The 25,835-nt window shown below is 64.3% G+C and carries 26 protein-coding genes; 12 read left to right on the top strand and 14 right to left on the bottom strand.

The annotated features are described in order from the left end of the window. Positions 1 to 5: 5 nt before the first annotated feature. The 4 genes from RSE14_RS08400 to hisS all read right to left on the bottom strand — a co-directional run bounded on the left by RSE14_RS08400 (position 6) and on the right by hisS (position 4,502). A complete protein-coding gene (locus tag RSE14_RS08400) occupies positions 6 to 716 on the bottom strand; it encodes a DUF4167 domain-containing protein (RefSeq protein ID WP_416379338.1) in 711 nt (236 codons plus the stop codon). A 517-nt stretch (positions 717 to 1,233) separates the two neighbouring features. Next, positions 1,234 to 2,067: a peptide chain release factor N(5)-glutamine methyltransferase gene (gene prmC, locus RSE14_RS08395; protein ID WP_324072677.1), complete on the bottom strand. Its 834-nt coding sequence runs from the start codon at positions 2,065 to 2,067 to the stop codon at positions 1,234 to 1,236. Continuing rightward, positions 2,067 to 3,134, bottom strand: a complete 1,068-nt coding sequence (gene prfA / locus RSE14_RS08390) for a peptide chain release factor 1 (protein ID WP_324072675.1) — start codon at positions 3,132 to 3,134, stop codon at positions 2,067 to 2,069. Before prfA ends, prmC begins: the two co-directional genes overlap by 1 nt. Positions 3,135 to 3,146: 12 nt before the next feature. After that, complete coding sequence (hisS, locus tag RSE14_RS08385; protein ID WP_324072673.1) at positions 3,147 to 4,502, bottom strand: histidine--tRNA ligase; 1,356 nt, start codon at positions 4,500 to 4,502, stop codon at positions 3,147 to 3,149. 104 nt (positions 4,503 to 4,606) lie between these two features. Here hisS and ppa point away from each other — a divergent pair, with 104 nt between their 5' ends. Beyond that, positions 4,607 to 5,137, top strand: a complete 531-nt coding sequence (gene ppa, locus RSE14_RS08380; protein ID WP_324072671.1) for an inorganic diphosphatase — start codon at positions 4,607 to 4,609, stop codon at positions 5,135 to 5,137. A gap of 240 nt (positions 5,138 to 5,377) precedes the next feature. On the opposite strand, the gene RSE14_RS08375 is transcribed toward ppa, so the two are convergent. Further along, on the bottom strand, positions 5,378 to 5,755 hold the full coding sequence (locus RSE14_RS08375; RefSeq protein ID WP_324072669.1) for a hypothetical protein: 378 nt from the start codon (positions 5,753 to 5,755) through the stop codon (positions 5,378 to 5,380). A gap of 247 nt (positions 5,756 to 6,002) precedes the next feature. Between RSE14_RS08375 and lptB the strand changes: the two genes are divergently transcribed. The 7 genes from lptB to ctrA all read left to right on the top strand — a co-directional run bounded on the left by lptB (position 6,003) and on the right by ctrA (position 12,337). Continuing rightward, entirely contained in the window at positions 6,003 to 6,785 is a 783-nt protein-coding gene (lptB, locus tag RSE14_RS08370) for an LPS export ABC transporter ATP-binding protein (RefSeq protein WP_324072667.1), read from the top strand. A gap of 9 nt (positions 6,786 to 6,794) precedes the next feature. Further along, positions 6,795 to 8,288 carry an RNA polymerase factor sigma-54 gene (gene rpoN, locus RSE14_RS08365; protein ID WP_324072665.1) on the top strand — a complete coding sequence of 498 codons (1,494 nt, stop codon included), beginning with the start codon at positions 6,795 to 6,797 and terminating at the stop codon, positions 8,286 to 8,288. 62 nt (positions 8,289 to 8,350) lie between these two features. Further along, positions 8,351 to 8,953 (top strand): hypothetical protein, encoded by a 603-nt coding sequence (locus RSE14_RS08360; RefSeq protein ID WP_324072663.1) that lies wholly within the window; start codon positions 8,351 to 8,353, stop codon positions 8,951 to 8,953. 37 nt (positions 8,954 to 8,990) lie between these two features. Continuing rightward, the gene (locus RSE14_RS08355; RefSeq protein ID WP_324072661.1) at positions 8,991 to 9,548 is read left to right on the top strand and encodes a hypothetical protein; all 558 of its coding nucleotides are present in this window, start codon (positions 8,991 to 8,993) and stop codon (positions 9,546 to 9,548) included. Next, positions 9,485 to 10,431 (top strand): IS630 family transposase gene (locus RSE14_RS08350; RefSeq protein ID WP_324072659.1). Its coding sequence is split into 2 segments (ribosomal slippage): positions 9,485 to 9,821 and positions 9,821 to 10,431, totalling 948 coding nucleotides; the frame shifts between segments, so codons are not numbered across the junction. The genes RSE14_RS08355 and RSE14_RS08350 overlap by 64 nt, the downstream gene beginning before the upstream one ends. Then, a complete protein-coding gene (locus RSE14_RS08345) occupies positions 10,432 to 11,352 on the top strand; it encodes a hypothetical protein (RefSeq protein ID WP_324072656.1) in 921 nt (306 codons plus the stop codon). 289 nt (positions 11,353 to 11,641) lie between these two features. After that, positions 11,642 to 12,337, top strand: a complete 696-nt coding sequence (gene ctrA, locus RSE14_RS08340) for a response regulator transcription factor CtrA (RefSeq protein ID WP_324072654.1) — start codon at positions 11,642 to 11,644, stop codon at positions 12,335 to 12,337. Between the two features lie 159 nt (positions 12,338 to 12,496). Here the strand turns inward: ctrA and RSE14_RS08335 are convergent, their stop codons facing one another. After that, complete coding sequence (locus RSE14_RS08335; protein WP_324072652.1) at positions 12,497 to 13,324, bottom strand: helix-turn-helix domain-containing protein; 828 nt, start codon at positions 13,322 to 13,324, stop codon at positions 12,497 to 12,499. Between the two features lie 130 nt (positions 13,325 to 13,454). Here RSE14_RS08335 and trmB point away from each other — a divergent pair, with 130 nt between their 5' ends. Then, positions 13,455 to 14,156 carry a tRNA (guanine(46)-N(7))-methyltransferase TrmB gene (gene trmB / locus RSE14_RS08330; RefSeq protein WP_324072650.1) on the top strand — a complete coding sequence of 234 codons (702 nt, stop codon included), beginning with the start codon at positions 13,455 to 13,457 and terminating at the stop codon, positions 14,154 to 14,156. Positions 14,157 to 14,275: 119 nt separating this feature from the next. Here trmB and RSE14_RS08325 read toward each other — a convergent pair whose 3' ends face one another. Continuing rightward, positions 14,276 to 14,665, bottom strand: a complete 390-nt coding sequence (locus RSE14_RS08325) for a hypothetical protein (protein WP_324072648.1) — start codon at positions 14,663 to 14,665, stop codon at positions 14,276 to 14,278. Then, positions 14,662 to 16,935, bottom strand: a complete 2,274-nt coding sequence (locus RSE14_RS08320; RefSeq protein ID WP_324072644.1) for an NADP-dependent malic enzyme — start codon at positions 16,933 to 16,935, stop codon at positions 14,662 to 14,664. Before RSE14_RS08320 ends, RSE14_RS08325 begins: the two co-directional genes overlap by 4 nt. A gap of 187 nt (positions 16,936 to 17,122) precedes the next feature. Here RSE14_RS08320 and mutS point away from each other — a divergent pair, with 187 nt between their 5' ends. Both mutS and RSE14_RS08310 read left to right on the top strand, forming a co-directional pair. Then, positions 17,123 to 19,732, top strand: a complete 2,610-nt coding sequence (mutS, locus tag RSE14_RS08315; protein ID WP_416379377.1) for a DNA mismatch repair protein MutS — start codon at positions 17,123 to 17,125, stop codon at positions 19,730 to 19,732. 102 nt (positions 19,733 to 19,834) lie between these two features. Beyond that, positions 19,835 to 20,269: a hypothetical protein gene (locus RSE14_RS08310; RefSeq protein WP_324072638.1), complete on the top strand. Its 435-nt coding sequence runs from the start codon at positions 19,835 to 19,837 to the stop codon at positions 20,267 to 20,269. A gap of 5 nt (positions 20,270 to 20,274) precedes the next feature. On the opposite strand, the gene RSE14_RS08305 is transcribed toward RSE14_RS08310, so the two are convergent. The 4 genes from RSE14_RS08305 to gluQRS form a co-directional block, all read right to left on the bottom strand. Continuing rightward, positions 20,275 to 21,144, bottom strand: a complete 870-nt coding sequence (locus tag RSE14_RS08305) for a 3-hydroxyacyl-CoA dehydrogenase NAD-binding domain-containing protein (protein WP_324072636.1) — start codon at positions 21,142 to 21,144, stop codon at positions 20,275 to 20,277. 76 nt (positions 21,145 to 21,220) lie between these two features. Continuing rightward, a complete protein-coding gene (locus RSE14_RS08300; RefSeq protein WP_324072634.1) occupies positions 21,221 to 21,796 on the bottom strand; it encodes a cob(I)yrinic acid a,c-diamide adenosyltransferase in 576 nt (191 codons plus the stop codon). A gap of 12 nt (positions 21,797 to 21,808) precedes the next feature. Next, positions 21,809 to 22,039: a hypothetical protein gene (locus tag RSE14_RS08295; RefSeq protein WP_324072632.1), complete on the bottom strand. Its 231-nt coding sequence runs from the start codon at positions 22,037 to 22,039 to the stop codon at positions 21,809 to 21,811. A 25-nt stretch (positions 22,040 to 22,064) separates the two neighbouring features. Continuing rightward, the gene (gluQRS, locus tag RSE14_RS08290; RefSeq protein ID WP_324072631.1) at positions 22,065 to 22,895 is read right to left on the bottom strand and encodes a tRNA glutamyl-Q(34) synthetase GluQRS; all 831 of its coding nucleotides are present in this window, start codon (positions 22,893 to 22,895) and stop codon (positions 22,065 to 22,067) included. A gap of 137 nt (positions 22,896 to 23,032) precedes the next feature. Here gluQRS and RSE14_RS08285 point away from each other — a divergent pair, with 137 nt between their 5' ends. Continuing rightward, positions 23,033 to 23,641 carry an HNH endonuclease gene (locus tag RSE14_RS08285; RefSeq protein WP_324072629.1) on the top strand — a complete coding sequence of 203 codons (609 nt, stop codon included), beginning with the start codon at positions 23,033 to 23,035 and terminating at the stop codon, positions 23,639 to 23,641. Here RSE14_RS08285 and RSE14_RS08280 read toward each other — a convergent pair. Further along, the gene (locus RSE14_RS08280; RefSeq protein ID WP_324072627.1) at positions 23,638 to 24,228 is read right to left on the bottom strand and encodes a twin-arginine translocation pathway signal protein; all 591 of its coding nucleotides are present in this window, start codon (positions 24,226 to 24,228) and stop codon (positions 23,638 to 23,640) included. The genes RSE14_RS08285 and RSE14_RS08280 overlap by 4 nt on opposite strands. Before the next feature lie 46 nt (positions 24,229 to 24,274). Continuing rightward, a complete protein-coding gene (locus RSE14_RS08275) occupies positions 24,275 to 25,687 on the bottom strand; it encodes an FAD-binding protein (RefSeq protein ID WP_324072625.1) in 1,413 nt (470 codons plus the stop codon). Positions 25,688 to 25,835 lie beyond the last annotated feature (148 nt).

Genomic DNA, 25,835 nt, shown 5'->3' with positions numbered 1-25,835 from the left:
GCGGATCAGTCGACCGTTTCGAGCGCGCCGCCGCTTTCGCCTGACCCGCTGTCATCCCCGCGGATCGACGGCGGGAGGATCGAGCTGTCGATCCCGGCACGGTCTTCGCCGCCCGACTTGCGGGGCTTGCGCCGCCGCTGCTCGGACTTCTCGCCACGCTCTGCCGCAGGCGCATCCTCGCGCTGGCGGCGCGGCTGCTGCTGGCGCCGACGCGATTCGCTCCTCGGCTCGGGGCGGAAATCGAAGTCGCTGTCGGTATCGCTGTCGGAGGCGGTTTCGCCCTCGTCACCGGTGAGGAAGGGCTCGCCCTCCTGGCCGTAATCGCCTTCCTCGATCCCGCGCGGTTCGAGCTCGCGATCGTCGCGGCGCTGGCGCTGGCCGCGGTCATTGCGGCGGCCGGAGCCGAAATCCGTGTCCTCGTCGCCGAAATCCTCGGTCTGATCGCGCTCGTCATTGCGGCGCGGTCCACGCTGCTCGTCCTGACGGGCCTTGTTGTCGGCAATCACGCGGAAATAGTGATCGGCGAACTGCAGGTAATATTCCATCTGCACGCGATCGCCATTGTGGTGGGCGTCCTGCGCGAGCTTCTTGTACTTTTCGAGCAGCTGCGGGGCATTGCCGCGCGCGCGGCTGTCGATCCGGTTGAGCTGGTTGCCGTTGCCGCCCTGAGAGCGATTACCGCGCCCGCGGCGACGGTTATTCCGATTGTTATTCAAGGAAATTGTTCCTTAATCAGCGACCGGCTGCAAAAAATGCCTGCCTGCGCGGTCAACAGACCCCTTGCCCTTGCGCCGCACCGATGGGCCTTGCCAACCTGTGTTGCGCGCTCCGCGCTGATGTGGCCGGGGGCATGCCCTGACGGCCGGTTCAGCTGAGTTTTGGAGCTTGGCCCAGCGATTTGCGCCCTTCGCAGATCGTCTGGCCTATGCCGACACGTAGCGAGACGAAACCGGTTTGCCAAGCCCTGCGGCGCAATTCCTCACGGAGGGTCAGGACCACTTAACCACGCCGTCGAGGCGACGGAATGGCGAACAGATCGGGTCGTTTCGCGCGCCGGGAAGGCTGGTGGCCTTTCCAAGCGCGAGGCGGACCGAGATGGAAGCCATTCCGCCGTCCCGCAGGGATTTGGCCAAAAGGGCCCATCGCCACGTCGGTTCGGTTTGAAATATCGACATATTTCTGCACCTCACCTCCTTGCGCTGGGCCCTTTTGACTCAAACCTCGAAGGCGCGGTTAAGTGGTCCTGACCCTAAGCACCAGCGCCCTTGCGCGCCCGGCCAGATCGCGGCGCAGCTCGGTGCTGAAGCCCGCAGCATCGGCGAGGGCGGCGACCGCATCAGCCTGATTCGCGCCGATTTCGAGGATTGCCCCGGCGCCCGGGTTCATCAGCGCGCGCAGCTGAGGGATGAGCACGCGATAATCGTCGAGCCCCTCGGGCCCGGCGAACAGCGCGCTGGCGGGCTCGAAGGCCTGCACTTGGCGGTCGAGCGCGGCATCGGCCTCGACATAGGGCGGATTGCACAGGACGAGGTCGAAGGTGCCCAGATCATCGGCCCATCCGGCCGCGTGCCAGTCCCCCGTCTCGAACCGCGCCTGCGGACGCAGCCCAAGCGATTCCGCATTGCTGCGGGCGACATCGAGCGCGGCCTCGCTGCGGTCCAGCCCCACGCCTTGCGCCGCGCCGCAATGGGCCAGCACCGCCAGCAGCAGCGCGCCCGAACCCGTGCCCAGATCGAGCACCCGGAGCGCATCGGGCTTCAGCGCCAGCGCCGCTTCGACCAGCGTCTCGCTATCCCCGCGCGGGATCAGGGTGGCGGGGGTGACGCGCAAGGGCAGGCCGCAGAACTCCTGCCGCCCGGTGATGTAGGCGACCGGCTCGTGCGTCATCCGCCGTTCGACCAGTGCGGCAAAGCCCGGCGGGGCAGGCTCGCGCAGGCGATAGAGCAGCAATTCGGAGCGCGACACGCCCTCCAGATGCGCCATCAGCAATTCGGCATCGAGCCGCGCGGTATCGCTGGTCGCGGCAAGCCGCTCGGCAGCCGCGCGGATCGCCTCGCCGATGGTCATTATTCGCTGAGCGCCGCCAGCCGCTTGCCCTCGTCCTCGGCGATCAGCGCGCCGACCAGTTCGGCAAGGCCCGGCCCGGCGAGCACTTCCTCCAGCTTGTGCAGGGTCAGCCCGATGCGGTGATCGGTGACGCGGCCTTGGGGGAAGTTGTAGGTGCGGATGCGTTCCGAGCGATCGCCGCTGCCGACCATCGCCTTCCTTGCTTCGGCCTCGGCGCCCTGGGTGGCCTCGCGCTGCGCATCATAGAGGCGCGTGCGCAGCACCTGCATCGCCTTTTCCTTGTTCTTGTGCTGGCTGCGCCCGTCCTGACAGGTGACGACAGTGCCGGTGGGCAGGTGGGTGATGCGCACCGCCGAATCGGTGGTGTTGACGTGCTGGCCGCCCGCTCCGCTCGCGCGGTAGACGTCGATCTTGAGGTCCTTGTCCTCGATGCTGACATCCACCTCGTCCGGCTCGGGCAGCACCGCCACAGTCGCCGCCGAGGTATGGATGCGCCCGCCGCTCTCCGTCACGGGCACGCGCTGCACGCGGTGGACGCCGCTTTCGAACTTCAGCTTGGCGAAGACGCCTGCGCCGGTGACATTGGCGATCACTTCCTTGTAGCCGCCGATGTCGCTCGCGTTGACGCTGACGGGCTCGACGCGCCAGCCCTGCTCGGCGGCATAGCGTTCATACATCCGGTAGAGATCGGCCGCGAACAACGCGGCTTCATCGCCTCCGGTGCCAGCGCGGATTTCGAGCATGGCGGATTTGGAGTCGGCAGAATCGCGCGGCAGCAGGGCGATGGCGAGGCGGCGCTCCATATCGGGGAGAGTGGCCTTGAGCGCGGCGAGCTCTTCCTCGGCCATGGCCTTCATCTCGGGATCGGCGAGCATCTCGGTGAGCCCGTCCATCTCCTCGCGCGCGGCTTTCACTTCGGCTGCGATCTTCGCGACCGGCTCGAGTTCGGCATAGTCGCGGGAGGCACGGACGAAGGCGTCACCCTCCAGCGTGCCCGACGCCATGCGCGCTTCCAGCTCCGCAAAGCGGTGCGCGATCTGCTCCAGGCGTTCGGGGGGGATTTGCATATCTCTTCCGACTCAGACCGAGTCTTTCGGCCAGCTGAACTGCAAGTCGAAGCCGCGATCACGTCCAATCTGCGCAGGAACAACTACACCGAATTTGCTCATGTAGTCAGCCGCACGCGCCTCAGTTTCATGCGGCGAGACCTGGCCTGCACCTCTGCCGCGCTTTATCTCGATTAACATGTCACAATCGAATTCGCCTTCGGGTGGGATTACCAGCACGACAATCTGAGGGCGAAGTGATTGAGCCTTGTCGTAGCGCTTTCTTCTGCTTCCGGTAGAGATTGCCTCTACGCTGACGTTTGTTCGCCTGAACGCCGCAGCTAGTCTCCACACATCGCGCAAACAGTCATCATGCTCTGAAGTGATGACGACCACCGGAAGGTCCTCCTCCCGCGACCCCACCAGCATTGCCAGCCGCTCGATCCCCGCAGCCCAGCCCACAGCAGGCGTCGGCGCGCCGCCGAGCGATTCCATCAGCCCGTCATAGCGTCCGCCGCCCAGCACCGTGCTCTGGCTCCCCAAAGCTTCGGCCGAGGCGCTGCCCTCGTCGGGGATGAATTCAAACGCGGTGTGGCGATAGTAATCGAGCCCGCGCACGAGGGTTCCAGAACGCAGATACTTTACCCCTGCATCATCAAGGCCTCGTTGAACCTCCATGAAGAATTTATACGCTTTGTCAGACAAAAAGCTGTCAATTTGAGGGCCGCCCCTAATCAACATCTGATCCTTGGGATCCTTGCTGTCTAGTATGCGGAGTGGGTTTTTATCCAACCGCTCTTGTGATTCATGGGACAGCTCACTTCGAATATTAGAAAAATATACGATTAACTGAGCCCGCCATCTCTCGCGGCTCTCCGCATCGCCCAGCGTGTTGAGGTGGAGGGTGACATCATGGATGCCCAGCTCGCGCAGCAGTTGATCCGCCATCGCGAGCAGCTCGACATCGGCCTGCGGCTCGCCCGCGCCGATCACCTCGGCGTCGATCTGGTGGAACTGGCGGTAGCGGCCCTTTTGCGGGCGCTCGTAACGGAACAGCGGGCCGTGGGTGGCGACCTTCAGCGGCGCATATTGCTGCCAGCCATTGGTGAGGAAGGCGCGTGCGATGCCCGCCGTAAACTCCGGGCGCAGCGTCAGCGATTCGCCGCCGCGATCCTCGAAGGAATACATTTCCTTCGACACCACATCGGTCGTCTCGCCCAAGGACCGCGCGAACACCTCGGTCTTTTCGAACACCGGCATTTCCACCCGGCGGAAGCGATAGAGGCGGCGCACGCGCTCGAAGGTTTCGACCACGAAGGCGAAAGCCTCGGCCTCGGTGCCGAAAATGTCCTGCGTCCCGCGGATCGCTTGGGGAGTGTTCTTGCCCATAGTCCCGCGCGATTAGGGCCACGCGGCCCCTTTCGCAATCCTGTGGCACGGATTAAAGGCCCGCGCGTTACCTCTCCTGCCAAACAACACAAAAGAGAACATCCATGCGCATCGACAAGATTCCCACCGGCAAGAACCCGCCGAACGATCTCAACGTCATCATCGAAGTGCCGACCGGCGGGGAGCCGGTGAAGTACGAGTTCGACAAGGAGAGCGGCGCGCTGTTCGTGGACCGGATTCTGCACACGCCGATGCGCTATCCGGCCAATTACGGCTTCGTGCCGCACACCCTTTCGCCCGATGGCGATCCGCTTGATGCGCTGGTGATCTCGCGCTCGCCCTTCATTCCGGGTTGCGTGGTGCGTGCGCGCCCGATCGGCGTGCTGAACCTCGAAGACGAGCAGGGCGGCGATGAAAAGTTGGTCTGCGTGCCGGTGAACGAGACCTTCCCCTATTACGCCGATGTGGTGGAAACCGGCGATCTGCCCGACATCATCTGCCAGCAGATCGAGCACTTCTTCACCCACTACAAGGATCTCGAAACCGAAAAGTGGGTGCGCGTGGGCAAGTGGGGTGATGCCGCCGAAGCGCGCAAGGTCACCATCGAGGCGATCGAGCGGTACGCTGCCAAGTAGTGAACCCGCCTCCGCGGGTTCATCCTCGGTGCTATTCCCGTGGCCAAGGCCACGGGGCAACTGCGGCTCGCGCGCGTGCGCTCGCGGGCGCAGGGCGCCCGAGGCCAGTGCCAACCCATCGGTGAAGTGCTGATTGCGGTCGCGCTAGCGACCGCAAGGCCGAATGGCCGCCCGCAGCGACGGGGCCGTCAGGCCGCGTGAGGGAGGATTTCGCATCGCGGAGGCGATGCGAAATACAAATCAGACAATACTCAAAACCGCCTTGCACAGGGCGGTGAGGAAGAACGGCAGGCCGACAGCCAGCAGCCACAGCGCGGTGATGTCGCGCTTGAAGGCTGGGGCATAGGCTTCATCGGCCGCCTCTGCGTCATCGAGGCCGGACCAGCGCCGTTCGAACCAGCGCAGCGCCGGAATGATCCCCGCTACCAGTACGATCAGGGCAAGATAGGGCAACACGCCGGAGGTGCCTTCGCTCAGCGCTTTGACGGTCACGAAGATCTGCAAGCCGGTGTAGACCAGCAGGCCGTAAGCGACATGATCGCTCATCGATCGGCGCCAGTCGCGCGCCCGCGTCTTGGCGGTCGCCTGTGCTTCGTGCTGCCCCGATGCTTTCCCCATGTCGTCGCTCCCCGACGTTTTTGTGCTGGGGGAGTATCGCAAAGCGCGGCGGAAGTTGCAACACGGGGTGCAAATTCCTCGCTTTGTTGCGCGGTGCGCAAGTGAGCCGCAGCAAGCGGCGGAAATGGCGCGGAGTTTGTCCCGCGCGCGCCGCTGTCCCGTGCGCGCAACAGCGACTAAGCAAAAATCCTGCCAAACGCGTGCGAAGTCTTTCCTAGGGCTTCAGGGCTGCTAAAGACCAGCGGTGATGACCGAGTCCACTCTCACCGAACCGGCGGCGGAAGCCTCCGCCACCAGCCAGCCGCTGGGAAGCGGGCTTGAGGTGATCTCGATCGCCAAGAGCTACGACAAGCGCGCGGTGCTGACCGATATCTCGCTGACCGTGGCCAAGGGCGAAGTGCTCGGCCTGCTCGGCCCCAACGGCGCGGGCAAGACCACCTGTTTCTATTCGATCATGGGGCTGGTGAAGCCGGATTCGGGCCGCATCCTGATGGATGGCGAGGATGTGACCAAGCTGCCGATGTATCGCCGCGCGATCCTCGGCCTTGGCTATCTGCCGCAGGAAACCAGCATCTTCCGCGGCATGACGGTGGAGCAGAACATCACCTGCGTGCTCGAACTGGTCGAGCCCGATGCCGCCACCCGCGCGGGCGAGCTGGAGCGGCTGCTCGACGAATTCGGTCTCACCCGCCTGCGCGAAAGCCCGGCGATGGCGCTGTCCGGTGGCGAGCGGCGGCGCTGCGAGATTGCCCGGGCGCTGGCGGCCAAGCCTTCGATCATGCTGCTCGACGAGCCTTTTGCGGGCATCGACCCGCTGTCGATCAGCGATATCCGCGAGTTGGTGCGCGATCTCAAGGCGCGCGGCATCGGCGTGCTGATCACCGATCACAACGTGCGCGAAACGCTCGATATCGTCGACCGCGCCTGCATCATCTATGGCGGGCAGGTGCTGTTTGCCGGGAGCCCGCAGGAGCTGGTCGCGGACGAGAACGTGCGCCGGCTCTATCTGGGCGAGAGCTTCACGCTTTAGCGTTTCGCGATGGCATTAGGCCCGCGCCTCGATCTCAGGCAGACGCAATCGCTGGTGATGACGCCGCAATTGCAGCAGGCGATCAAGCTGCTGGCGGCCTCCAACCTCGAAATCGAAACCTTCATTGCCGAGGCGATGGAGGCCAATCCCCTTCTGGACACCGCCACGCCTGCGCCCGACGAACCGGAACGCGGCGAGATCGCGGCTCCGGCGGGCGAGGATGCAACCGCCGATCAGCTGATGCTGGCAGGCGGCGGCGAGGGCGATGCGCCGCTCGATCTGTCTTCCGTGGACCGCGACTGGGACACCGGCGATGGCGAGGCGCGCTCGGCCCGCGATGCCGAATGGGGCGCGGCCTCCGCCAGCGGAGGAGACTTCGACGAGCTGCCCGACTGGGAACAGCTCCACGCCGCCGAACTGACGCTCGCCGAGCATCTCGAAGCTCAGATCGGCGCGGCCACCTCCGATCCGCAGGCCGCTTTCATTGCCCGCCACGTCATCGGCCTGCTCGACGAGGCAGGCTATCTTCTCACTCCGCTGGACGAAGTGGCCGACGATCTCGGGGTCGATATCTTCGATGCCAAGGCCGCGCTGCGGCTGGTGCAGACGCTCGACCCGTCCGGCGTGGGGGCGCGCAACCTCGCTGAATGCATCGCCATCCAGGCGCGCGAGGCGGACCGCTATGATCCTTGCATGAAGGCGCTGATCGACAATCTCGAACTGGTCGCGCGCGGTGAAGTCGAGCGGCTCAAACGCCTGTGCCGCGTGGATGACGAGGACTTTGCCGACATGCTGCGCGAACTGCGCAGCTACAATCCGCGCCCCGGGCTTGCCTTTGCGCCCTCTGCCACCAGCACGGTGGTGCCCGATATCCTGCTCACCGCCAATGCGAGCGGGGGGTGGGAGATTGCGCTCAACGAAGACACCTTGCCCAAGCTGATCGTCAACCGCAGCTACTACGTCGAACTCAATGCCGGGCCGAGCAACCGCGAATCGCAGGTTTGGCTCAAGGAAAAGCTGGCGGATGCGCATTGGCTGATCCGCGCGCTGGACCAGCGCCAGAAGACCATCCTCAAGACCGCCGCCGAAATCGTGCGCCAGCAGGACGGATTCTTCCGCCGCGGCGTTGCCGAACTGCGCCCGCTCACCTTGCGCGAGGTGGCCGAGAAGATCGAGATGCACGAAAGCACCGTCAGCCGGGTCACCAGCAACAAGTACCTGTGGTGCGAGCGCGGCACTTTCGAGCTGAAATACTTCTTCACCAGCGGGGTGGCGTCAGCCGATGGCGAGGGGGCCTCCTCCGAAGCGATCAAGGCGCGGATCAAGGCGCTGATTGATGCCGAAACGATCAAGGACATCCTGTCCGATCAGCAACTGGCCGAGATGCTCCAGAAGGAAGGCTTCGATCTCGCCCGCCGCACCGTGGCCAAATATCGCGAGGCAATCGGTCTGGGGTCGAGCGCGGAGCGGCGGCGCGCCAAGAAGCTGGCGGGCGCGCGTTGATCCCGGGGAAAAAGTTAACTGATAACAGCAAGAAATCTTGCAAAATTAGGGCTTCCTGCGCATTGAGCGCTGCGTTCATTGGAGAATCGACTGTGTCGGAGCCTTCGTCCGCATCATCCTCCCCACCTGTAAAAGTTGGCGCTGCACTTGCGAGCATCTGGCAGGAACTCGGCGGTTTGAGCACACGCCGAGTGGATGTTGATCAATTTGTTGATGACCTCTCGAAAGGGAATGGCAAGTTTGGCTGGCTCCTGTCCGATGATCAAAAGAAGCAAATTATCGAAGCAACTTCTGCTATCGACAGCAATCCTTGGCATCTGGAAAATCGCAAGCGTTTGCTGAAGGCGGCGCTTTTGGGCCGCGCCATGGTAAAAGTGGTGACAGCCAAATGTGAGGCGGCTGGAGACTCTGTCGATAATTTTGCTGGCAATCCGGATCGCGCATGCAAGGCCATGAGCCAGATAGACAGGCTAGAAGCCGCGCCAGACTCCACGCTTGGCGCGATGATTTTAATCCCGGACAGCGAATACAAGGAAGTCGAAGAGAAATTTGACGGCGACAAGCATATGATCGCTGCTCATTTTGAAGTGCCAGTAGAAGCTGTTTTGTTGTGGCAAAAATGGGCTGACGTGCCGCTTGAATTCGAGCCGCTTGAAGGGGCCTGAAGCTTGATTGTGGGTTCTGAGGTTGAAGGGGGCGGGTTTGAGTCTCGAAAGTGCCGATCGCTCAGGTGTTCACGAAGGTGATGATGCCTTTCTGCGGAGATGCTTTCAGGAAGCGCTCTCCCCTAAACTGAAGCTCTTTTTGAGCGCCGATATAGTTGGTTCGACCCAATTCAAGCAGCCACTTATTGCGCAGAATGCGAGCGGTCGGGATTGGTCCCGATACATCAAACAATTCTATGATCGCATGCAAGAAGGCTTCTTTGCCCACTGGAAAGAAGCAATTGATCTCATTGATCAACACAGCAAAAATTCGCATAGATTATTCTCGATCTACGCAGGGGCACGACCTTGCCGTTGGAAGACGGTTGGCGATGAAATTCTGTTCTGGAAGGTGCTCGGCCATGAAAACCAGATATGGCTCACGCTCGACGCCTGGCTAGAGCGGTTTCCACACGATCTGATTCGTCAGGGATTCCCTTCGCGGCGCCGTTGTGATTCAGACTTCCTGCTGGTGGCAGGAGGCCAGCACGGATGGCACGAACGCTTTCACAGGATCTTCGGGACAGGGTCGTTGCAGCGATTGATGGCGGCCTGAGCTGCCACGCGGCGGCGGCGCGCTTTGGGGTCAGCGTGTCGAGCGCGATCCGCTGGCGGCGAAGAGCGCTTGAGCATGGCCGGGCCGTTGCCAAGCCGCGCGGCGGTGACCGGCATTCAGGCAAGATCGAAGCGCACGGCGGCTTCATTCGGGAGCTGATCGCCGAGCAAGGCGACATGACCCTGGTCGAGGTTCAGGCGCGGCTGATCGAGCGTGGGGCCCTGGTCGGTATCGGCACGGTGCATCGCTTCTTCGTGCGTCACGGGATCACGCGCAAAAAAAGACCGGCCACGCGATCGAGCAGGACCGTCCCGACGTCCTGAGGCAACGGCAGCATTGGTTCGACGGCCAGATCGATCTCGAACCCGAACGCCTCGTCTTCATCGACGAGACGTGGACCGCCACCAACATGACCCGCAGCCATGGCCGCTGCCCGAAGGGCGAGCGGCTGCGGATGGGCTTCCCGCACGGCCACCGCAAGACCACCACGCTGGTCGCGGGACTGCGAATGACCGGCATGGTCGCGCCGATGGTGCTGGACGGGCCGATCAACGGCGACTGGTTCGAAGCCTATGTGGCGCAGGTTCTGGTGCCCGAGTTGCAACCCGGTGACGTGGTCATCATGGACAACCTCTCGAGCCACAAACGGGCGGCAGTGAAGGAAAGGATCGAAGCGGCCGGTGCAACGCTGCGCTTCCTCCCGCCATACAGCCCGGACTTCAACCCTATCGAGAAGGCATTCTCCCGGCTCAAAGCCATGCTCCGCAAGGCGGGTGAGCGAACCGTCAGCGGGTTGTGGGACTTGATCGGCCGGCTCGTCGACATCTTCCAGCCTGCCGAATGCGCCAATTACTTCAAATCTTGCGGATATGAGCCGGAATGAATGGAAACCGCTCTAAAGACCGTGCGGGACATGCGGAACTGGTTCAAAGAGGGCAATACTGGCCTTGATGTAAAGTGCACCGCATGGATAGCTGGATTTCCAGTGCGAAATCGTGCAATTGTTGGGAAGGAGAGTGAGGAGGAAATTACAGAAATCGGCAAAATGAGTCGAGCAATGACGTTAGAGGACTTCAAGAGAGCTGCTAATCTCTGGTCCAGTTCTGAATATCCGTTTCTAAAAAATACGGCAATTATCGAAAAATTTTACCGCGAAGCAGATTGGGATGCCCCTGTTGATTTCATCGGTCCTGGCATTGATCGAGGTTTCCGGATCCAGAATTTTGCGACGACAGCACGAATGCCGGTTAGCCTGGACCTTGCATATCTGATGGCACTGTCCGCTTTGCCATTCCGAGACTCGGATAACCAATGGGCAATGGAAGGACATGGGCTCGACAACCGATTTGTCAGCCATAAGTCTGTCCTCGACCATTTGAGCAAACGAGGGGATATCGGGAATCCTCACGCGCCCAAGCTCTTCGAAGGAGCACAAAGTGTTGATCACTCCCCAGCGATCACCCGCGGTTTGGGAGTGTTTTATGCCGGGGATGCCTTGTTGAAGGGCGTGATCGGCGGCGCACCCTACCCAAATCTCTGGATTGACACCCAAACACCCAAATCCCTTGATAGCCGGAAAGAAGCATTGCTTGGCGGCAAGCGGGAGCCGATCGTTTGGGAGACGCTGCTCGGGTTCTGCGAGTCCTTCCTTGATGATCGGTCAGACTACATGTTTGCACCATTCATATTGAACGAGGCCGGTTCAAAAACGAAGCTGCCTAAGCACGACAGCTATGACTTCAACAAATACCTTGAAGACTACAGGCTCAGCATGGTCGGCAGCTCAAGCGATAGCTCGATCTGATGCGCGCAGATGCAATTAGCGATGTTTGGACTCATATCCGCCAGCGCCGAACGCTGCCGCGCCAAGAAGCTGGCGGGGGCGCGTTAGGACTTTTCCCTGACTGGCGGTGCGGGCGGTAAGCCCTATCACGGGGGCGGAAGGGGGCTTTTCGGGGTGTGACTCGAAAGACTCACTTCGAAACGTTAACGCCTTAAACCTCTTATTAACCTTTTTTGGTGAGAAGCGTCGTGGTTAATTCACGGAAACCTCTCCTAAGCGGGGGTTACCAGGGGCAAACAGGGGACCAGCCATGCGCGTGCTGCTGATCGAAGACGAACCGACCACTGCCAAGGCAATCGAGCTCATGCTCACCACCGAAGGCTTCAACGTCTACTCGACCGACCTCGGCGAAGAAGGCTTGGATCTCGGCAAGCTGTATGATTACGACATCATCCTGCTCGATCTGAACCTGCCTGACATGCATGGCTATGACGTGCTCAAGAAGCTGCGCGTCGCCAAGGTGCAGACCCCGGTGCTGATCCTTTCGGGCATCAGCGAAATGGATTCCAAGGTGCGCAGCTTCGGCTTCGGCGCTGACGATTACGTGACCAAGCCGTTCCACCGCGAAGAACTCGTTGCCCGCATTCACGCTGTAGTGCGCCGCTCGAAGGGCCACTCGCAGTCGGTCATCCGCACCGGCAAGCTCGCCGTGAACCTCGACGCCAAGACGGTCGAAGTCGATGGCGCCCGCGTGCACCTCACCGGCAAGGAATATGCGATGCTGGAGCTTCTCTCGCTCCGCAAGGGCACCACGCTGACCAAGGAAATGTTCCTCAACCACCTCTATGGCGGGATGGACGAGCCCGAACTCAAGATCATCGACGTGTTCATCTGCAAGCTGCGCAAGAAGCTGTCGCTGGCTTGTGGCGGCGAGAACTACATCGAGACCGTGTGGGGCCGCGGATACGTGCTGCGCGACCCGAACGAGGAAATGGAAGCGGCGTAACTCGTTGCGAGGGCGCCTCCGCGCCCTCGTCCTCGCTGCGGTTCGCGCTTCGCGCGAGCAGCTGCGGGCGGCCGGTTGGCCTTGCGGCCTCTGCGGGCCGTGTCAGCGCTCTTCAGTAAATTCGGACGCCCGGGGTGGAAACACTCCGGGCGTTCTGTTTCAGCCGATGCGATTGAAGGTCGTCGTAACGATGTCGGGCATGCCATCTGCAGCCCAGACGATCGTCTCGGTCATGCTCTTGCCGCCATCCGCCACGGTGTAGACGCGGGTGGAGACCCGCTGTCCCGCCTTGCCCAGCGTCATCACCAGCGTATCGGGCTCGGGCTGGCGCAATGATACCGAATCGATCCCGGCCATTGACCCTTCTACCGGCACGGCGACCCCATCGAGCCCCGCGGTCGATTCCGCCTTGCGAAGCGTGCCGTCTGGGGTCTCCACCGACACCACGGTGTGCCAGCGACCGTCTGCTGCGGGGGTGAAGGCAATCGTGACGGCACGGGGCCGCTCGTCTGCGGGAATTTTCTCGACATCGAGGGACCATCGCCCGGCGAGCTGCGATGTCGCGGCGGCGGTCGCCGCAGCAGGGCCGGGGTTCTCGCCGAGCTCAAGGGGGTTCGTTGCAGTGAGCAGCAGTCCTGCGGCTGCGAGCGGAATTGCGATCAGCATCATCATCTGTCCTTTCGACCAGCGGCCGCGTTCAGGCGGCGGCGCGGCTTGGGTCTCGGACAACAATGCCGCGCCGGGTAGATCGATTTTCCTGTCCCAGATTTTCTGGGCATCGAGCCGCCGCGCAAGTTCCCGGCTGCTGCCGACTCCGGTCTTGCGCCGCGCCTCGCGCAGCCGCTCGTTGATCGAGGCTTCCGAGCGATCCAGTCCGACTGCGATTGACTTCACGGTATGCCCCGCCGCCAGCAGGCGCAGAACTTCAAGCTCCTTGTCGTTGAGCGCATCAAGCGGGATTGCTGGCGTTGAGGGCGAGGGTGACATGGTCGTTGCTCACCACAGGCCTGTCAGAGCGTCCAGCACGATTTTTTTGGGCAAGGGCGCAGGTGGCAGGCGCGCCACCGCAACACGTGCCGGTTGACCCCTGACAGACCGGATGCCAACGCCTGCGCCCATGACAGCGTTCAAGGAAGGCGATCCGACCACCATTGCGCGGCTCTATGGCCGCAGCGTCGGGAAGAAATTGCGCAAGCACCAGCAGGGACTGGTCGATAACCTGTTGCCGAAGATCAGCGTGCCGGCGGAAGGCCCGGTCACGTCCGAGGTGCTGTTCGGCGATAACCGCCCGCTGCATTTCGAGATCGGTTTCGGCGGGGGCGAGCATCTCGCCTATCGCGCCGATCTCCTGCCCGATCACGGGCTCATCGGCGCGGAACCCTTCGTCAACGGCGTAGCCCAGGCGCTCACCCATATCGAGGACCAGCGCCTCGCTAATGTCCGGCTCCATCATGGCGACGCGCTGGAGGTGCTCCAGCGCATTCCCGACGGGGCGCTGACGATGCTCTATCTGCTCCACCCCGATCCCTGGCCCAAGGCGCGCCATGCCAAGCGGCGGATGATGAACGACGGGCCGGTGCGGCTGTTTGCGAGCAAGCTCAAGCCTGGGGCCGAGTTCCGTTTCGGCACCGATCATGCCGTCTACCTGCGCCATGCATTGATGGTGATGCAGCGCCACACGGATCTGTTCGAGTGGGTGGTCGAAAAGCCCGCCGACTGGCAGGTGCGCCCTTCAGGCTGGCCCGAGACCCGCTACGAGCACAAGGCCCGCACGGTCTATGGGCACGAGGTGTGGTACTTCCGGTTCCGGCGAAAATAGGGCCGCAAAGGGGGCAAATGTTTCACGTGAAACATTGCCCCGACCGGCCCATCGCGAGGTCATCCCGGGGTCAAACGGAGGCTAGAGGGGGTCTGGAATCGAGCCCTTTGCGCCCCCCTTCACGCCTTCTGCACCCGCCACCATGGCATCAGCGCAAAGACGATCTGCCCCGCAAGCCCGAGCAGCGCGTGCGGCTGGCGCAAACCAGCGAGCCATTGCGCCGGGCTCTGACCCGTCAATGTGACGGCCAGTGTGCATTCGGCCAGCATAAGCAGCGCGAAAGCGAGCAGCCCCATCGCCAGCGCCGCGCCGCGGTTCCTTATGGCAAAGCGCCGCAGCAGCCAGCCGCTCGCCAGCCAGCTCGCTCCCAGCATCAACGGCAATTCCAGCGCGGTCGCCGGGATCAGCCCGACAAGCGGTGCCAGCCACAGCACCCGGATGGTGCCCAGCAAAAACCCCAGCGCGAAGACCACCGCCCAATAGGCGAGCCCCGCGCTGGCGATCCTCACCCCACCACGCCCGCGCTTGCGAGAACGGCCAGCGTCAGCACATCGGGCACGCTCGCGGTCATCGGGACGATCTGCACCGGCTTTTCCATCCCGATCAGCATCGGACCGATGGTCGCGTTGCTGCCCAGTTCGCGCAGCAGCTTGGCCGAGAGGTTGGCCGATTGCAGCCCCGGCATCACCAGCACATTGGCCGGACCCGACAGGCGGCTGAAGGGATAGAGCGCCATCACCTTGGGATTGAGCGCGGCATCCGGCGCCATTTCGCCTTCATATTCGAAGCCCGGCTCCTCGCGGTCGAGGATCGCCACCGCATCGCGGATCGAATCGAGCCATTGGCCCGAAGGATTGCCGAAGGTCGAATAGGAGAGGAAGGCAACGCGCGGTTCGTGGCCCATGCGGCGGGCGACCGCAGCGGTCTCCTTGGCGATATGGGCCAGCGCCACGGCGTCGGGGCGTTCGTTGATGGTGGTGTCGGCAAGGAACGTCGTGTGGTTCTTGCCGATCATCATGTGGATGCCGAAGGGCAGCGCGTCCTGCTTGTGATCGAGCACAAGGTTCACCTCGCGCACGGTCTGCGCGAAGGTGCGGGTCATGCCGGTGATCATCCCGTCGCCGTGGCCCAGCGCCACCAGCAGCGAGGCAAACACGTTGCGATCCTGATTGACCATGCGCCGCACATCACGCTGGGTGAAGCCGCGCCGCTGCAAACGCTTGTAGAGATAGTCGACCATCGCGGGCACATGCTCGCTGTCGGCCGAGTTCTGGATTTCGAAGCTGCCCGGATCGCTCACCGAAAGCTGGTGCAGCTTGTCGATCACCGCCTTGGTGCGGCCCACCAGAATGGGCGTGCCATAGCCGAAATCGCGGAACTGGATCGCGGCGCGCAGCACAACTTCTTCTTCCGCTTCGGCAAACACCATGCGCTTCGGGTTCGCCTTCGCGCTTTCATAGACGCCGGTCAGCACCGAAGTGGTCGGGTTGAGGCGGCTGCGCAGTGCGACGCGGTAGGCGTCGAAATCCTCGATCCGGGTCTTCGCCACGCCCGAATCCATTGCCGCCTTGGCGACGGCCGAGGAGACGACTTCGATCAGGCGCGGATCGAACGGGGCAGGGATTATGTAGTCGGTGCCAAACTTGTGGTTCTTGCCATAGGCCGAGGCGACTTCTTCGGGCACCTGCTCGCGCGCGAGTTCGGCGATGGCCTTGGCTGCGGCGACCTTCATTTCCTCGTTGATCGTGGTCGCCTGCACATCCAGCGCGCCGCGGAAGATGAAGGGGAAGCCGAGGACATTGTTGACCTGGTTGGGGAAATCGCTGCGGCCGGTGGCGACGATGGCGTCGGGGCGCACCGCCTTGGCTTCATCGGGCATGATTTCCGGCGTCGGGTTGGCCATCGCGAAGATGATCGGCTTGTCGGCCATCTTCTTGACCCACTCGGGCTTCAGCGCGCCTGCCGCCGACAGGCCGAGGAAGATGTCCGCGCCCACCAGCGCCTCTTCGAGACTGGTGGCCGAAGTGGCGACCGCGTGCGCGCTCTTCCACTGGTCCACGCCTTCGCGATCGGGGGTGATCGGGCCCGAACGGTCGCACATGATGACATTGGCGTGGCGCACGCCCATCGCCTTGATCAGCGCGGTGCAGGCAATCGCCGCTGCGCCCGCGCCGTTCACCACCACCTTCACGTCCTTGAAATCGCGCCCCGTGATATGACAGGCGTTGAGCAGGCCGGCGGCGGTGATGATCGCGGTGCCGTGCTGGTCATCATGCATCACCGGAATCTTCATCCGCTCGCGCAGGGCGGCTTCGATGATGAAGCATTCGGGCGCCTTGATATCCTCAAGGTTGATGCCGCCGAAGGTCGGTTCCATCAGCGCGACGGCGTTGATGAAGGCTTCCGGGTCTTCGGTGGCGAGTTCGATGTCGATCGAGTCCACGTCGGCGAAGCGCTTGAACAGCACCGCCTTGCCTTCCATCACCGGCTTCGATGCCAGCGCACCAAGATTGCCAAGGCCGAGGATCGCGGTGCCGTTGGAAATCACGGCCACAAGGTTGCCCTTGGCGGTGTAGCGCGCGGCGAGCGCGGGATCGGCGGCAATCGCTTCCACCGGCACGGCCACGCCGGGCGAGTAGGCGAGGGAGAGGTCGCGCTGCGAGGTCATCGGCTTGGTCGCGACGATCTCCAGCTTACCCGGCCGGATCGTCTCGTGATAGAACAGCGCCTCGCGCGCGGTGAAACCGCCCTTGTTCTGGGTGGTGTTTTCGTCGGCCATGGTGCCTGATCCCCCTGTTGTGTCAGCTCCGGTCGTCCAGCCAGCGTCTTAACCGCGTGATGGCCCTAGCGATAGGCCTGAAATCGCGCCGCTGCGGGGGAAAGCACCCCCGGCAGACATTCCGTTAAGCGAGCCGCAGGGCTAGGCCTGTTCCATGACAGCCGCAGCCGATTCCAGACCCACCCCGATGATGGCGCAATATCTTGCGCTGAGGGAAGAGGCAGGTGACGCGCTGCTGTTCTACCGCATGGGCGATTTCTTCGAACTGTTCTTCGAGGATGCGAAGACGGCAGCGGCGATCCTCGACATCGCGCTCACCACGCGCGGCGAGCACAATGGCGCGCCGATCCCGATGTGCGGCGTGCCGGTGCATTCCTCGGAGAGTTACCTCGCGCGGCTGATCAAGGCGGGCTGCCGGGTCGCGATTGCCGAGCAGGTGGAGACGCCCGACGAGGCCAAGGCACGGGCCAAGCGCGAAGGCACGCCCTCGTCCAAGGTGCTGGTGGGCCGCGCGATCGTGCGGCTGGTGACGGCGGGCACGCTGACCGAGGAAGCCCTGCTCGAACCGCGCCGTGCGAATGTCCTGGCGGCCATCACCGAATTGCGAGGCACCATCGGGATTGCCGCCTGCGACGTCTCGACCGGCGCGATGGTGCTGGAGGAATGCGAGCCCGCGATGCTCGGCGCAGTGCTGGCCCGCATCGGCCCGAGCGAGGTGGTGGTGCCCGAGGACTGGGAGGAGGCCCCTGCCGCCGCGATCCCCCGTCCGCGCAGCACCTTTGCCAGCGATGCCGGAACCGAGCGATTGCGGACGGTGCACGGCGTGGCGACGCTCGATGCCTTTGGCGATTTCAGCCGCGCGATGCTGGCGGCGGCCGGAGGGCTGATCGCCTATCTCGATCATGTCGGGCGCGGGCGTCTGCCGCTGCTGCTGCCGCCGGTGATGCGCACGGCCGCCGCCGGCATGGCGATGGACGAGGCGACGCGGGCGAGCCTCGAAATTCTCGAAAGCACCACCGGCGGCCGGGCCGGAAGCCTTATCGGCGCGGTGGATCGCTGTGTGACGGGGGCAGGCTCGCGGCTGCTGGCAGAGGATCTTTCGGCTCCGCTGCTCGATGTCGATCAGATCGAAGCCCGGCTGGCGCTGGTGCAGTTCTGGCGCGACCGTCCGATCGAGCGCACGCACCTGCGCGAGGCCCTGCGCGCGATCCCCGATCTCGGCCGCGCGCTCGGGCGGGTGGTGGCAGGGCGGGGGAGTCCACGCGATCTCGGCCAGCTGCGCGACGGCCTCAGCGAAGCGGCGCGGCTGCACCACTGGCTCTCGGGCGCGCCGGATCGCCCCGCGCTGCTCGATCAGCTGGTGGCGCGGCTGGCCGGGCATGGCGCGCTGACCGACTGGCTGGCGCGGGCGCTGGTGCCCTCGCCGCCGACCGAGCGCAGCAATGGCGGCTTCATCGCTGACGGCTATGATGCCGCGCTTGACGAGCTGCGCGCCACATCCGGCGATGCGCGCCGTGCGATTGCGGCGATGGAGGCGCGCTACCGCGACGAGACCGGCATCGCCGCACTCAAGATCCGGCACAACGGCGTGCTCGGCTATTTCATCGAGGTGCCCGCGCGCCATGGCGATGCGCTGATGGCGCCGGACAGCGGCTTCACCCATCGCCAGACGATGGCCGGGGCGGTGCGCTTCAATTCGCTCAAGCTGCATGAGGAGGCGGCGCGGATTGCCGAGGCGGGCGGCCATGCGCTGGCAGCCGAAGAGGCCCATTTCGAGGAGCTGGTCGACGCGGTGGTCGCTGCGCGCGAGGCAATTGCGCTGACGGCTGCCGCGCTCGCCCGGATCGATGTCGCCGCCGGAAATGCCGAACGCGCGGCCGAGGGTGACTGGTGCCGTCCGGAGATTGCCGCGGACACGGGGCTTGCGATCACCGGCGGACGGCATCCGGTCGTCGAAGCCGCGCTCGCCAAGGCTGGGGAGCGGTTCGTCGCCAATGACTGCGTGCTCGGCGGCGATGATCGGCTGTGGCTGATCGGCGGGCCGAACATGGGCGGCAAGTCGACCTTCCTGCGCCAGAACGCGCTTGTTGTGCTGCTGGCGCAGGCGGGCTGCTTCGTGCCTGCCAATGCGGCGCGGATCGGGCTGGTCGACCGGCTGTTCAGCCGCGTCGGCGCGGCGGACAATCTGGCGCGGGGCCGCTCGACATTCATGGTCGAAATGGTCGAGACCGCCGCCATTCTGGCGCAGGCCACCGAGGCCAGCTTCGTGATCCTCGACGAAGTCGGGCGCGGGACATCGACCTATGACGGCCTTGCGCTGGCCTGGGCCGTGGCCGAGGCGGTGCACAGCCAGATCCGCTGCCGCTGCCTGTTCGCCACCCATTACCACGAGCTCGCCCGGCTTGCTGATACCTGCGACGCGCTCTCGCTCCATCACGTCCGCGCGCGTGAGTGGCAGGGCGATCTGGTGCTGCTGCACGAACTCGCCGAAGGGCCGGCGGATCGCTCCTATGGCCTCGCGGTGGCGCGGCTCGCCGGGGTGCCCGCGCCGGTGGTGGCCCGCGCCAAGGCGGTGCTCGCCAAGCTGGAGGCGACCCGCGCGGCGACCGGCGGGATTGCCGCAGGGCTGGGCGATCTGCCGCTCTTCGCCGCGATGGCTGCCGAGCCCGAGCCAGCCTCGCCCGAGCAGCAGCTGGCCGAAAGCCTGCGCAACGCCGATCTGGATGCCCTGACCCCGCGCGAGGCGCTCGATCTGCTCTATGAATGGAGGCGCGGGTTACCGACGGTTAAGGGTTAAATTCGACCGAAATTTAACCATTTCCGAGTCATAACCCGATCTATGGCAAGGATTTTGTTCGAAGATAGGCGGACCGCGCTGCTCTTTGCAGGGTCGACGATTGTGCTCACGATGGCCCTGATCGGCCCGCGCGATGGCGGCGGGCTTGACGCCACGGTCGAGCAGATCAGCCAGAACCGCGCCGCAGCATCCGCATCGCAGCAGCAACAGCAGCAGCCGATGGACTTTGCCGAAGACCCCGTCCAGATTGCCCAGCAGCTTGAGCGCGAAAGCTACCTCGAGCCGCAGGATGAGGCCATTTTCGGGGATTATGGCGCAAGCGATCCCGCTCCGCAGCCAGCCGAAGCGCCTGCGCCCACGCCGCCGCGCATGCTGGCTCAGGCCCAGCCCTTCCGTCCGGGCGGGCCGATCGGTGGCCCGGTGAAGGCTGATGGCCCCGGCATTGCCGTGCCCCACAGCGATGACGCCCGCGAGGCGGCGGCTTCTAGCCAGATCCCCGTCGCGGTGGTCAGGACCCCCAAGTCCTCTCCGCAATAGCCGCCTCAGCGGGTCGGAACCGGCACCTCGCCCGAATAGTCGTAGAACCCGCGCCCGGTCTTGCGGCCGAGCCAGCCGGCCTCGACATATTTCACCAGCAGCGGCGCGGCGCGATACTTGCTGTCGCGCGTGGTGGTGTAGAGCACGTTGATGATGTCGAGGCAGGTGTCGAGCCCGACGAAATCGGCCAGCTGCAACGGCCCCATCGGGTGGTTGAGGCCAAGCCGGCAGCCCTTGTCGATATCCTCGATACCCGCCGTAGACTGACCGAGCACGAACACCGCCTCGTTGATCATCGGCAGCAGGATGCGGTTGACGACGAAACCGGGCTCGTCCTGCGAAAGCACCACTTCCTTGCCGAGGCTCCGCGCGAAGGCGGTGATGCTGTCGGTGGTCTCCTGCGCGGTGGCAAGGCCGGGGATCACCTCGATCAGGCCCATCACCGGCACCGGATTGAAGAAGTGGAGGCCGATGAAGCGCGCCGGATCGGGCGAGTGGTTGGCCATGCGGGTGATCGGGATCGACGAGGTGTTCGACGCCATGATCGCGCCCGCGCCGAGCACCTTGCCGGCTGCATCGAAGATCGCGTTCTTGATCTCCTCGCGTTCGGTAGCGGCCTCGATGATGAGATCGGCCTCGGCGAAGGGCGCATAATCGGCCACCGGCGTGATGCGGGCGAGCAGGCTTTCGGCCTCATGCGCCTCGATCTTGCCGCGCCCCATGAGCTTGGCCAGCGCCTTTTCGATATTGGCCTTGCCCGCTTCGGCCCGGGCCAGATCGACATCGGTCAGCATGACTTTCATGCCGTGGGCGGCAACCGTCTGGGCAATGCCGGTCCCCATCTGGCCGGCGCCGATGACAGCGATGTTGCGCATATTCTATTCCTTCGCAGGTGCAGCAATAGCCCGCGCTGGTAGCGAGGGCCTTTTGCAAAAGCCAGCGATTAGCGCGCTATCTGTTTTGCCCGGGCACCCATTTCACGTCCGAGCGGCCATCATCATTGGTGACACGGGCGAGCACGAAGAGCAGATCGGACAGGCGGTTGATATAGGCGAGCGCCGCCGGGTTCACCGGGACCTCTGCGGCCAACTGCACCATTGCGCGTTCGGCTGCGCGGGTGGTGGCGCGGGCGACATGCACGCGGGCCGCCGCCTCGCTCCCGCCGGGCAGGACGAAGCTGGTAAGCGGCTCCAGCCGCTCGTTGAGCACATCGATCTGCGCCTCGATCCACTCCGGCTGCGAGGCCACGATCCGCAGCACCATCTCGGACGGGGTGAAGTCGTCATTCTCGGCAGGGGTCGCAAGATCCGCGCCGAGATCGAACAGATCGTTCTGTACCCGCGTCAGCAGCGCGCGCTGGCTGTCATCGGCAATCGCGCAGATGGCAAGGCCGATGGCGCTGTTCGCCTCGTCCACCAGCCCCATCGCATTGATGCGGGCCGAGTGCTTGGGGCAGCGCGAGCCATCGACGAGGCCCGTCGTCCCGTCATCCCCGGTGCGGGTGTAGATGCGGTTCAGCTTGACCATCGGTTGGCAGGCTTAGCGCGAGACCGCGAGAATGATTGCCACCACCACGATCGCCAGCGCCTGATACTTGATGCGCGCGAACATCGCCTTGTTCTGGAGCAGCTGCATATCGGTTGCGGTGGAGCCTTCGCCGGTTTCCAGATCGATCTTGGTCGTCTTGAGGAAGGCGACGATCCCCTTGATCAGCGAAAAGGCCACCAGTCCCATCAGGACGAGCAATACGGGCACGAGGACATAGTTCATGCGGGCTACAATGGACGCGACTGGCTCAGGTTCCAAGTGACAAATGTTGCACACGCAGTGCATCGGCGAGCCTCTGCCCGTCCTCGCCCGCCAGCCGCCGCTCGGCCAGCGCGGGCGAGCCGCGGCGCTTGGCGAGCTTCTGCCCGTCCTCGCCCAGCAGCAGGCCGTGGTGATGCCAGCGCGGAACAGGCAGGCCGAGCAGGGCTTGCAGCGTGCGGTGCACGTGGCTCGCCGCGAACAGATCGGCCCCGCGCGTTACCAGCGTCACCCCGTCCGCCGCATCGTCGAGCGTGACGGCGAGGTGATAGCTGGCGGGCAGGTCCTTGCGCACCAGCACCACATCGCCGAGGCGGGCAAGATCGACGCTCTGCGGGCCAGCCAGCGCATCCTCCCACGTCAGCGGTCCGGTCTCGGCGAGGGCCTTGGCCGCATCGAGCCGCCATGCGGCGGGACGCGCGGGATCGGGCGGGCGATGCTTGCAGGTGCCGGGGTAAATGAGGCCATCAGAGCCTTCGACTGCGCCCGCTGCCTCGATCTCGCTGCGGGTGCAGGTGCAGGGGAAGATGAGGCCGCGCGCCTTGAGCACCTCGGCGGCAGCGGCATAGGTCGCAAGCCGGGTCGATTGCGCGGGCACCTCCTCCCACTCCAGCCCAAGCCATTCCAGATCGCGGCGGAATTCCCGGGCGAGTTCGGGGCGGGAACGCGGCCCGTCGATATCCTCGATCCGCAGCAGGAACCGCCCACCGCTCTCCCGCGCCAGATCATGCGCGACAATCGCGGAGAGCGCGTGGCCGAGATGCAGCGGACCATTGGGACTTGGCGCGAAACGGGTCACAAGGGGGGCGGTGACAGGCATTCGCGCACCATACGACAGATTGTTGCGCTATCCACAGGCTCTCCACAGCTTGCGCCTGTGGATACCCACCCTGTCACGGGTTTGACTCTTCGCCGTGCCACGGCAGGATGCGACGCAATCAGGGAGGAACGCGCACAGTGTTCAATGCCGAACTGATCGAGAAAGCAGCCCGGTTCCGCGGCGTCGATGAAGACCCGACGCGCAACCTTTCGGCCTGTCCGGCGCTGGTGCTCAACGCCGATTACACCCCGCTGTCCTATTACCCGCTGAGCCTGTGGCCGTGGCAGACCGCGATCAAGGCGGTGTTCCTTGACCGGGTGGACATCGTCGCGAGCTATGACCGCGAGGTGCATTCGCCCAGCCTCGACATGAAGATCCCGAGCGTCATCGCGCTCCGGCAATATGTGAAGCAGAGCGAGTTTCCCGCCTTCACCCGCTTCAACGTGTTCCTGCGCGATCGCTTCCAGTGCCAGTATTGCGGCAGCCACGAGCAGCTGACCTTCGATCATGTAACCCCGCGCCGGCTGGGCGGGCGCACGACGTGGGAGAACATCATCACCGCCTGTGCGCCGTGCAACATGAAGAAGGGCGGACGCACGCCCAAGCAGGCGGCAATGCCGGTCTATCAGGCGCCGATCCGCCCCACGAGCTGGCAGCTGCAACAGGCCGGAAAGCTGTTTCCGCCCGGTTATCTCCACGAAACCTGGCGCGACTGGCTGTATTGGGATGTGGAGCTGGAAGCCTAGGGCTTGGGCTTGGCAGCCACCAGCGCGTCCCACGTCTCCCACGCAATGGCGCGGCCGGGATAGGCGACATTGCGGAACGGCCAGTCCTTCGCGATCCAGCCTTTCGTCCAGGCGTAAAGCTCCGCATCGAAGCCCGCGTCATATTCGGCCTTGGTGACCCACAGGCGGACGATGGCATCATGGCCGCCCACACCGCCGGGGTAGACATAGACGCAGCCGCGCTCGCGCGCGCCGTCAGGTGTCAGCACGGCATAGGCAAAGGATTCGCGGGCGGCAAAGCGCCCCGCCTCGGTCTCCATGTCGAGCATGGCCTCGGCGGCGGTAATGTCTGCGCGCGGCCAGCCGGTGCTGCGGGTGAAGGTCTGCTGCAAATGCGCGATCGAGGACATGTAGGCGGCAAAGTCGATCTGCGCCAAGGCCGGGCCGAGCGGGACGAGCACGAAGCCCGGCCCTTCGATCCGGGTCGGCACGGCAAAATCGGGCGCGACGAAATTGGCGGCGGGAGGAGGCGCGCTGGCCGTCTGGGCGAGCGCCGGACTGGCCGTCAGCGCGAGCGCCAGAGCGGTGATGACATGCCTGCGGTTCATGCGCGGTTCTCCTCTGCTGTCTTTCTAGCAAGCAGCCGAGCCTGCGTCAGTGGGGCGTATGGCCCAGATCGAACAGCTTGCGCACCGCCGCGTTCGGCGTGAGCGTGCCGGGCGGATAGTGGCCAAGGTGCAGCGCGCGCATCCGCGCGATGTGCGCCTCGCCCAGTGCGGGGGCGAAATCCTCGGTGATCATGCTCTTGCCCCAATGCGGGCGCACCCCGGGGAAGTTGGCGATCACCATGGCTTGCAGCCGTTCGAGCCAGGCGTAGTCGCGGACATCGGAAAACAGGTCGATCGCGGAGACCGGCTCGCCGAAATTGCCCGCAAAGGGCAGATCGCTGGCGTCGGCAAGCTCGCGGATCGAGATCATGCTCTTCAGCACGAAGCCCTTCTCGCGAAGCTTTTGCGCCTCGCGCATGATGAAGCGCACCACCTCGTCGGTCCGGGCAATCGGCACGAAGAAGGCGAGGTTGTAGGCGGTGAAGGTGGTCGAGAAGAACCCGGTCAAGAGGTCGGGCGGGCGCTGGCTTTTGAGGCCGGGATCGGGATCATAGAGGTAGTCGAGGTCTTCCGGATCGGTGATGATCCGCTTGTGGTTGCGGATGTCGAGCCTGTCCGCCGCGCGCTGGAGATAGTAGCGGAAGGCAGGAAAGGTGCGGTCGAACGCCCAGAGCCGCTTCAGTAGGGCCTCCAGCAGGCGCTTGGGCGAATAGAGCGGCGCATTGGTCTCACGCGGGCCCTTGCCGGGCGTCGCGGGGCGCAGCGTGTGGAGCATGATCAGCGGGTCATCGGGGTTGCTGTAGGGCACGTAGGCCGCCGTCACCGCAATCGCGCCGCGCGAAAGTGCCGCCTTCTTGGAGAGGCGCGTAATCCACGCATCCGACCGGTAGCTTTCCAGCGGCGCGGTGCGCAGGGTGACGCTGATGATCGGGCCGATGGTGCCGAAGGACAGGGCAGCATAGGGGAAGTCCGCGTCGCCCACCTTCAGCGTCACCGGCTCGCCCTTGCCGTCGAGGAAGGTCAGCGCGGTCACGCTCTGCGCCACCACCCCTTGCGCGCCATAGCCGTGGGTGCCGCTGGTGAGCGCGCCGATCACGGTCTGCTCCATGTAATTGCCGCTGTTGAGCATCTTGCGGCGGTGCTTGAGCAATTCCTGCTTCAGTTCGACGATCTTGAGCGACGGGCCGCAGGTGGCGGTCTCGCTCACCGGATCATAGGTGCAAGCCTTGAGCGCCGAATTGCCCATGTCGAGCGCGGTGATGCCGGGGATGACCTGGATGCCGTTGTAGCTGTGCCTCTGACCGAGGCAGCTATAGGCGCCCCCCGCCAAGGCATCGCGCAGCTGCGCCTCGCTGGCGACCGGAGTGACATGGGCATAGCCGAAAAACACGCCCATCCAGGATTCGACCAGCGACTTGCCCTCGACGGTCTTTGGCCGCTTGGACCCGAACAATCCCATGAAAACACCCTGTTTGCCCGGCGCATTCATTCAATGCCTTGCGCGCCAAGGCAAATGAAAAACCCCGGCGGGATGAACCGCCGGGGTTTTCTTTTTCGGTGCCTGAGACGACTCCGGCGAAGCCGGAGTCGTCAGACGGGGCGCGGGC

It is taken from the genome of Erythrobacter sp. (genome assembly GCF_035194505.1).
In the GTDB taxonomy this organism is placed as follows: domain Bacteria; phylum Pseudomonadota; class Alphaproteobacteria; order Sphingomonadales; family Sphingomonadaceae; genus Erythrobacter.
Note: the sequence above shows the minus strand (reverse complement) of the source record. Positions and strands in the feature narration are given on the sequence as shown.

Bases quoted from the DNA above. Each gene is read 5' to 3' on its own strand.
- prmC (WP_324072677.1), bottom strand. From the start codon at position 2,067: ATGACCATCGGCGAGGCGATCCGCGCGGCTGCCGAGCGGCTTGCCGCG.
- prfA (WP_324072675.1), bottom strand. From the start codon at position 3,134: ATGCAAATCCCCCCCGAACGCCTGGAGCAGATCGCGCACCGCTTTGCG.
- hisS (WP_324072673.1), bottom strand. From the start codon at position 4,502: ATGGGCAAGAACACTCCCCAAGCGATCCGCGGGACGCAGGACATTTTC.
- ppa (WP_324072671.1), top strand. From the start codon at position 4,607: ATGCGCATCGACAAGATTCCCACCGGCAAGAACCCGCCGAACGATCTC.
- RSE14_RS08375 (WP_324072669.1), bottom strand. From the start codon at position 5,755: ATGGGGAAAGCATCGGGGCAGCACGAAGCACAGGCGACCGCCAAGACG.
- lptB (WP_324072667.1), top strand. From the start codon at position 6,003: ATGACCGAGTCCACTCTCACCGAACCGGCGGCGGAAGCCTCCGCCACC.
- rpoN (WP_324072665.1), top strand. From the start codon at position 6,795: ATGGCATTAGGCCCGCGCCTCGATCTCAGGCAGACGCAATCGCTGGTG.
- RSE14_RS08345 (WP_324072656.1), top strand. From the start codon at position 10,432: ATGGAAACCGCTCTAAAGACCGTGCGGGACATGCGGAACTGGTTCAAA.
- ctrA (WP_324072654.1), top strand. From the start codon at position 11,642: ATGCGCGTGCTGCTGATCGAAGACGAACCGACCACTGCCAAGGCAATC.
- RSE14_RS08335 (WP_324072652.1), bottom strand. From the start codon at position 13,324: ATGTCACCCTCGCCCTCAACGCCAGCAATCCCGCTTGATGCGCTCAAC.
- trmB (WP_324072650.1), top strand. From the start codon at position 13,455: ATGACAGCGTTCAAGGAAGGCGATCCGACCACCATTGCGCGGCTCTAT.
- RSE14_RS08320 (WP_324072644.1), bottom strand. From the start codon at position 16,935: ATGGCCGACGAAAACACCACCCAGAACAAGGGCGGTTTCACCGCGCGC.
- mutS (WP_416379377.1), top strand. From the start codon at position 17,123: ATGATGGCGCAATATCTTGCGCTGAGGGAAGAGGCAGGTGACGCGCTG.
- RSE14_RS08305 (WP_324072636.1), bottom strand. From the start codon at position 21,144: ATGCGCAACATCGCTGTCATCGGCGCCGGCCAGATGGGGACCGGCATT.
- RSE14_RS08300 (WP_324072634.1), bottom strand. From the start codon at position 21,796: ATGGTCAAGCTGAACCGCATCTACACCCGCACCGGGGATGACGGGACG.
- RSE14_RS08295 (WP_324072632.1), bottom strand. From the start codon at position 22,039: ATGAACTATGTCCTCGTGCCCGTATTGCTCGTCCTGATGGGACTGGTG.
- gluQRS (WP_324072631.1), bottom strand. From the start codon at position 22,895: ATGCCTGTCACCGCCCCCCTTGTGACCCGTTTCGCGCCAAGTCCCAAT.
- RSE14_RS08280 (WP_324072627.1), bottom strand. From the start codon at position 24,228: ATGAACCGCAGGCATGTCATCACCGCTCTGGCGCTCGCGCTGACGGCC.
- RSE14_RS08275 (WP_324072625.1), bottom strand. From the start codon at position 25,687: ATGGGATTGTTCGGGTCCAAGCGGCCAAAGACCGTCGAGGGCAAGTCG.